10 protein-coding genes are annotated in these 7,020 nt (G+C 57.9%); 9 read left to right on the plus strand and 1 reads right to left on the minus strand.

Features of this window, described 5'->3' with window-relative positions:
- Positions 1 to 182, minus strand: a 182-nt coding sequence (locus EOL86_10740) for a hypothetical protein (GenBank protein ID NCD26049.1), incomplete at its 3' end; no start/stop codon positions are given.
- Positions 183 to 255: 73 nt separating this feature from the next.
- Between EOL86_10740 and EOL86_10745 the strand changes: the two genes are divergently transcribed.
- The 9 genes from EOL86_10745 (at position 256) to EOL86_10785 (ending at position 6,777) form a co-directional block, all read left to right on the plus strand.
- Positions 256 to 483 carry a hypothetical protein gene (locus EOL86_10745; protein NCD26050.1) on the plus strand — a complete coding sequence of 76 codons (228 nt, stop codon included), beginning with the start codon at positions 256 to 258 and terminating at the stop codon, positions 481 to 483.
- Positions 484 to 692: 209 nt separating this feature from the next.
- The gene (locus tag EOL86_10750; protein ID NCD26051.1) at positions 693 to 1,952 is read left to right on the plus strand and encodes a site-specific integrase; all 1,260 of its coding nucleotides are present in this window, start codon (positions 693 to 695) and stop codon (positions 1,950 to 1,952) included.
- A 22-nt stretch (positions 1,953 to 1,974) separates the two neighbouring features.
- A complete protein-coding gene (locus EOL86_10755; protein NCD26052.1) occupies positions 1,975 to 2,652 on the plus strand; it encodes a hypothetical protein in 678 nt (225 codons plus the stop codon).
- A gap of 172 nt (positions 2,653 to 2,824) precedes the next feature.
- Complete coding sequence (locus tag EOL86_10760) at positions 2,825 to 3,052, plus strand: hypothetical protein (protein NCD26053.1); 228 nt, start codon at positions 2,825 to 2,827, stop codon at positions 3,050 to 3,052.
- On the plus strand, positions 3,049 to 3,408 hold the full coding sequence (locus EOL86_10765) for a hypothetical protein (protein NCD26054.1): 360 nt from the start codon (positions 3,049 to 3,051) through the stop codon (positions 3,406 to 3,408). Before EOL86_10760 ends, EOL86_10765 begins: the two co-directional genes overlap by 4 nt.
- Positions 3,409 to 3,559: 151 nt before the next feature.
- A complete protein-coding gene (locus EOL86_10770; GenBank protein NCD26055.1) occupies positions 3,560 to 4,399 on the plus strand; it encodes a bifunctional DNA primase/polymerase in 840 nt (279 codons plus the stop codon).
- Positions 4,392 to 6,209, plus strand: a complete 1,818-nt coding sequence (locus tag EOL86_10775; protein NCD26056.1) for a DUF927 domain-containing protein — start codon at positions 4,392 to 4,394, stop codon at positions 6,207 to 6,209. Before EOL86_10770 ends, EOL86_10775 begins: the two co-directional genes overlap by 8 nt.
- On the plus strand, positions 6,203 to 6,586 hold the full coding sequence (locus EOL86_10780) for a hypothetical protein (GenBank protein NCD26057.1): 384 nt from the start codon (positions 6,203 to 6,205) through the stop codon (positions 6,584 to 6,586). Before EOL86_10775 ends, EOL86_10780 begins: the two co-directional genes overlap by 7 nt.
- Positions 6,583 to 6,777 (plus strand): hypothetical protein, encoded by a 195-nt coding sequence (locus tag EOL86_10785; GenBank protein NCD26058.1) that lies wholly within the window; start codon positions 6,583 to 6,585, stop codon positions 6,775 to 6,777. The genes EOL86_10780 and EOL86_10785 overlap by 4 nt, the downstream gene beginning before the upstream one ends.
- Positions 6,778 to 7,020: the final 243 nt, after the last annotated feature.

A 7,020-nucleotide genomic window follows, 5' to 3' on the forward strand; every position in this document is an offset into this window, starting at 1 on the left:
TTGAAGAACACGCCGCTGCCGATGACGATGCCCACGACCATGGAAATGGCCGTAAAAAGACCATATTTCTTGTCCAGTTTTCCTTCCATCGCTCCTCCCCGTGCCGTTTCGTGATGCACGCCATCCACGCGCGACCTACCCGCGCCCGACGCGCCGGACATATGGGCGCAGTTCGTAAGCATGAATCCGGCTCAAGGTCCAATCATATCGCAAAATCGATAATTTATAGAGAAAATTTATTCACAGTAAGCGCCCATGCGGAAGTTCGGAGGGAACGCAGTTGGGAGGATCTACTCCGACGCCACCGCCGGCAAGATCACCCCCACCGACACGGACACCCTGGCCGGCATCGCGTGGGAAGCCAAGGCCCTGGCCGGAACAAGCGGGCCGGTCTGGCTGGGACAGCACGGGCAAAAGTTTGGACACCTCAAAGTATCCCTCAAATGCCAAAAAAAGAAAAAAGGATCTAGATTTTACATCTAAGTCCTTGATTTTCTGGAGCCAGGAAAGAGACTTGAACTCTCGACCTGCTGATTACGAATCCGAAAAATGGCTTTCACGGGCCGTCACAAAAAACCACAATTTGATTGACTTGTCAGTATGTTATCACTAGTTTGGTTTCACAAACAATCACGCAAAAACACGCGATTGCACCGGAAAAAGTGGCAAAAAACTGGCAAAGGTTTTAGGGCATGGGGGCGGCGATGGATGACGAAAAAAGCAGCCAATGGAAGACAGTGGCACGGGGCGTGCAAGTCAAGTTTCATCCCGACCGAAAGCACGGCAAAGCGCCTGATCGGTATTTCCGAATCAGGTACGCCGTGGACGGCAAGATGGTTTCCGAGTCTTTGGGTTGGGCATCCGAAGGCATGACCCAGGAAGATGCCGTCTCCATCCGGTTGCAGTACATCAAGGCCAAGAAAGGCATCATCGATGCCCCTACTACCAAAGCCGAAGCCAAGCAGCTTGAAGCCCAGGCCAAGGCCGAAGCCGAACGACAGCAGCAGCTTGAAGCCGCCCGCAACGTGACCCTTTCCGAGTATTGGCCGGTTTACCTGACCAGCGCCAAGCTAATCAGTGGCGACAGGAAAAAGGCCAAGTCCTGGCAGAGTGACGAAAGCGCCTTCTCGAACTGGTTACAGCCAATCCTTGGCGACGTGCCGATCAAAGACATAGACGTTGACCATTGGGACCGGTTCATGGGTGCCATGGTTGACGGCCAGCTTGCCCCGCGTACTCGCCAATATATGGCAGGTGTTCTCCGGCAAGTCCTGGCCTTCGCATATTCTCGAAAGCTGGTACCCTTCCCGCCGCCCGCCGCCCGTGACGTTGGCGCTACCATCGGCAAAGGTGGCAATCGCCGGACACGGACCTTATCGACAGCGGAACTCCAAGCGATCCTACAAGCCCTGGCCGAACGCGACCGGGCCGCCCATGCCATTACTATTTTTTGTGCCATGACGGGATGCAGGCTTGGTGAAGCCGCCGGGCTCGAATGGAAAGACCTTGATCTTTCCGTGGGGGAAGCGACTTTCCGAGCCACGAAGAACGGCAAAGATCGGACTATCCCGCTACCAGTTCCACTTGTCGCCTTTCTTGTGGATCTTCGCAGTCAGGGGCGCGTGGCCGGGCATGTTTTTTTGAACAGCGCCGGGAATCCCTACACGCAGACGCCGCAACCATTCCGAGATACGGTGGAAGCCTTGGGCCTAAATGAAGGCCGGGGCAAGCGCGACCGAGTTGTCTTTCATACGTTGAGACATTCCGCAGCAACCAGACTAGCCAAGGGTGGAATGTCCCTGCCTGACCTGCAAGCATTATGCGGGTGGTCTTCGCCGATCATGGCGTTGAGATACGCGCACGACGATGACAAAACCAAGCGCAAGGCCATGGACGCCCTTGCCGATGAGCTTGCAATGCCATCCAAGGTGACGAGCATTTTCGGCAAATAGCAATTTTTCCAGGGTCTAGGTCGTGACTGATCATCACGACCGAAAAGCGCACTACCTGCCCCGGCAGCGCCTGACCCTGGATCTTTATGCACGGGGCAAAGGGGCAGATGATATGACGTTAGAAAAAGTTTCGGATTATGTGACTTGCGGTGAATTGATTGACAGGCTTGGTTGCCTGACCATTGAATTTGTAAAAGGCATACGGCGCGGCATTGTCCCCAAGCCAACAAGTGAAGCCGGTGGTTCCCGCACAGCAGAGACCGATCCTGCTTTTTATGACCATTCACTGATGCCAAGCGTTGATGAATGGGTCAAATATGTCCGGGCCGCCAAGATTTTCCGATTTTTTGCAGAAAGCAGTTGGCCGCGAATGGTTCACGAGTTGGGGCATTGCTGGGAAGTCGTCGAAACCGCCACGACGCCGCCCACGGCCACGACCGAGCCAGGCCATGATCAGCAGGTGGAAGAACCTGCCCGCATTTTTAAGACGCCCAAACAATTTGCCGACTATTACCGCAGTATCGAAGGGGCGAAGTTCGGCTGGATCATGCTTGAAATCGTCGATCGATGGGGCTTGAAAAATTACGCCGCCGCCGCCGTCGCATTGGGCGATCCAGTCCCAGAGAAAGGATCGGAAGCAGCAAAGAGTTACGGAGAACGATTCCGCTACTACACAAGGCTGCTTGATCAGAGCGAGTAATTACAACCGGGGAAACCCGGTTTTTTTACGCCCTTTCGCAATTCTGGATTTTTTCCTGCCTTTTTTCCCGCCTTTCTGGATTTTTTCCATCCTGACAGCGACATAAAAAGTCAACGATAACAGCCCCTAACAGTCACAACAAGTCACGCGTGAGCGTGAAGGGGGTTTTTTTATGACGTTATCGAAAAAGCTGATCGAGTCCTGGCCCAGCCCTATCGTTGCCCGCGCCGAAGTGGGTCGTTTCAGCGGTGGGCTACTCCATCCCAGAACCATGGCGAACTTGGACGCCCTTGGCGAAGGCCCCGGCAAGATCGTGGTCGGACGCCGCGTTGCCTATGATCGGGATCAGTTGGCTACATGGATTGAATCCCGCGCCACGGGTCAGGGGGTGCAGGCATGAAGAAAAACAGAGTAGCCACTGACCGCCCTTTTGTGGATACCGCCGCCGCCGTGAAGAACTGGCCGGGGGATTTTGTCGGCAGAGATGAAGTGGAACGGTTTTTCTCCGGGGCCGTCACGAATACGCAGATGGTTGTTTTGGAAATATGGTCCGGGCTGGAATACGATCGGCATTTGACCAGAGAGATCCAAGAGAAAGAAGGATTCCGCCCTATCCGTGCAAAGCATCACGGTCGTGACGGTTGGACCGCCGCATCGTTGGCTATGTTTGTTGAGCAGCATCCCGATTGGATGGAGAGATCCAGGGCCGCCGCGATTGAGTTTGACGCGCAGCAGGCGAAGGGGGCCAGGGCATGAGAAAGGAAAAGCCCCACGCGGGCACGCAGGGCATAGGGATGGGGCTTGTGAAACGGTGTGTTTCTTGGCTTGAATGTTTCACAGGATGGACAATCAGTCAAGTTGATTTGCTAGTCGCGGCTGGAATCATCATTGCCGCGAAGGTGCTTTTGTGAGCAGGCAGGCGCTAAAAAGCGCAGCCTTGAGCGTTGCCGGGAAGGGCAAGCCGGTGTTCCCCTGCAATATCAAAAAGCATCCCATGACCGAGCACGGCTACCTGGACGCCACTACCGACACGGACACGATCAACGAGATGTTTTCTCGGCCGGGGGTGGCTGGAATTGGGATGCCGACCGGACCGGTCAGTGGGCTACTTGTCATCGACAGAGACCGCAAGAACGGGGTGGATGGTATCGCCGCCTGCAAGGATCTGGAAGCGGATCTTGGGCCGCTACCCGAAACGCTACAGCAGCGCACGGGGTCAGGCGGAGATCAGCTTTTCTTCACCTATCCGGCGGGGGCGGAGATCCCTTGCAGTGCTGGCAAGATCGGACCCGGAATCGATGTCCGCAGCGCCGGGGGCTATGTGATTATTCCGCCATCACGAAACGAAGCCGGGGTCTATGTCTGGCTGAACCGCCTACGTCCTGCCCCGCTTCCCCAAGCATGGATTGACCACTTGGCCAGGAAGCCCCGACCGGAGCAGCGACCATGCCCGCGAATCCTGGCCACGCTATCGACCCGATACGGAGCCGTCGCCCTGGAACGTGAATGCCGAGAGCTGGCATCCATGTCTCCCGATTCTGGCCGCAACGTCCGCTTGAATGAAGCGGCCTATGTCATCGGGCAACTTGTGGGCGGTGGCGAGATCGAACACGGCGAAGCCCTGACCGCCTTGGAGCAGGCCGCCGCCGCTTGTGGGCTTGGCGATCACGAAGCCGCCCGGACTATCGAGAGCGGTTTTCAAGCAGGCATGGCCGAACCCCGGCAGGCAAGGGGGCGCTATGTCTGAAACCTTGCAATATGCTGAAAACAAGTCGGGTCGGTCGGGTCGGTCGGGTCAAGGCGCGGTTGACGGGGGTTTTATCGACCCGACTACCGAAAAACCCAAGTCGGGTCGGTCGGGTCAAGTCGGGTTGGGTCAGGTTCAGTTGCCCAACGGATACCACAAGAACGCCGAAGGGCTTTGGTACATCGAAGACCCGGAAAAGCCCGAAGAAAAAACCTGGCTGGGTGCGCCGATTTACTTTCAGGCCATGACCAGAAACGGCGATTCCGAAGCATGGGGGCTTTTGATTGGTTGGCATGACCCGGATAGAAAGTTGCATTGGTGGGCCATGCCCTACAGCTTGTTGAATGACACCCGGCAGAGTTGGCGGGCGGAAATGGCAAGCGGTGGGTGGCGCGGTGCGACCAGTCTAAAGGCAAAGGCACTGCTTGGGCAGTTATTGGCTTCCGTGGTGGTGCATGACCGGGCGCGGTGCGTTGACCGGGCGGGGTGGCATGGAAACGCCTATGTCCGCCCGGACGCAGTGATTGGTCAGGGCGAAGAACGCCTTGTGCTCCAAGCGACCATGGCCGCGAATCCATTCACGCAGGCCGGAAGCCTTGAAGACTGGAACGCGACCATAGGCGCGTGGGCCATGAAAAACCGCTTGCTCATGTTTGGGATTAGCGCCGCCCTGTCCGGGCCTTTGCTTGAACTGGCCGGGATGGATTCCGGGGGCTTCCATTTTTGGGGGCACAGCAGCACGGGCAAGACCACGATAATGCGGGCCGCGTGGTCCGTATATGGCCCACCTTCGGGGATCAGGACGTGGCGGAGCACGTCCAACGGACTGGAAGGAATCGCCGCCTTGCACAATGACGCGTGCTTGTGCCTGGACGAAATTGGGCAAGCGGGGCCGCGTGTCGTGCCCGAAGCCGCCTACTTGCTATCCCAGGGCCAGGGGAAAAGCCGGGCTAATCAAGACGGATCAGCGCGGGCGCTCAAGGCTTGGCGGTGCGCGGTTGTATCCAACGGGGAAATGACCCTGTCCGGCAAAATACGGGAAGACGGCCAGCAGGTCCGGGCCGGGCAGGAAGTCCGCATTGTTGACCTTTCAGCCGATGCAGGCGTGGGAATGGGAGCATGGCAGGACTTGCACGGGCACGAAACGCCGGGGCAGTTCTCGGACGCAATCAAGGCCGCTTGCGCCGCAAATTATGGCACGTTGGGCCGGGCCTACATCGAAGCCCTGATCCAACGCCGGGATGAATTGAACCTGTCCCAGGACGTGGCCGCCGTGGTGTCGGCCTGGACGCCGCCCACTGCTTCCGGGCAGGTCCGCCGGGTGGTCCAACGCTTCGCCCTGGCTGGTGTTGCCGGGGAGCTTGCCGTGGACTTCGGGCTTGTGCCGTGGGCCGAAGGCGAAGCCCTGGCCGCCGCCAAAGGTTGCTTGGATTCGTGGCTTGAAGGCCGTGGCGGAGCTGGCGATCAGGAAGACCGCCGCGCCGTGGATACAGTGCGGGCTTTCATTGCCCGCTACGGGTCAAGCCGCTTCCAAAATATCGACCCTGGCACGCCTGAAAGGATCTTGGATCGGGCTGGATTCCGCCGGACCCTGAACGGGCAAGAGCAGTTCCTTTTCACTTCCGACCAGTTCAAAACGGTGCTGGGTGGGTTGAATCATGCCACGGCAGCCAAGGCTTTGGACCGGGCCGGGTTGCTTCATCGAAACGATGGGAAAAACCTGACTGTCCGGGTGCCGCTTCCGGATCTTGGCAAGGTGCGCGTGTATGCCGTGACCATGCCGGACGATGAAGGGGGGCAGCCATGTTGAACATTGACCGCCTTTTGAAGTTGGCCAGCGGTGCCCAGGTGGAACCCGACCCGACCGACCCGACCCGACCCGACCACGAAAAACGCAAGTCGGGTCAGCAAAACCTAGGTGGGCCGTGGGCTAACCCGACCGACCCGACCGACCCGACCAAAAAAACAGCAGTTGCAACGAAACAGGACGCCGGGGCGGAAACGCCCATGTCCCTTGAGCCGAAACCGGGGCAGTTCTGGCTTGACCCGGTGCTGAACGGCTTTCTGCCAGATTACAAGACCATGGCCACCCTGACCGAGTGCAAGGGTCATCCAAGGGCGTGCTCCAAGTGCCGACTGTGTATGGTGTCTGGTGAATGCCTGCTTGGGCCAAGGGGTGACGTATGACCCGCGCCGAGCAGCTTATGGAGTTGTGGCAGGCATCCAGGCTTGCCGAGCGGGACGGACTTTTGGCCGGTATCGCCAGAGTAACGCCATCGATGCCGTGGTGGAACGTGGAGAAGGTCGGGACCATGCTGGACGTGTGGGCGCGAATGGATGCAGCAGAGCAGGATTTATTCCTGAAGGGGGTTCTATGATTACGAGACTACCGGTTCTGTGCCCGCAGTGCGGAGCATCGGACACGATACGGACGAAAGGTCCGCAGTGCTTGACGAACGACTTTCTCCAGCAGCGCCACGAGTGCCGGGAGTGTGGATGCAAGTTTCTGGCCTACTGGAAGCTCGACGAAACAAAGATTTACGCCGGTGTCGGCAAGGATGGTGATGAATGAAACGGTTGACCGCAAAGCAAGAGCAGTTTTGTCTTGAAGTGGTGAGTGG

The sequence above is a fragment of the Deltaproteobacteria bacterium genome (genome assembly GCA_009930495.1).
In the GTDB taxonomy this organism is placed as follows: domain Bacteria; phylum Desulfobacterota; class Desulfovibrionia; order Desulfovibrionales; family Desulfomicrobiaceae; genus Desulfomicrobium.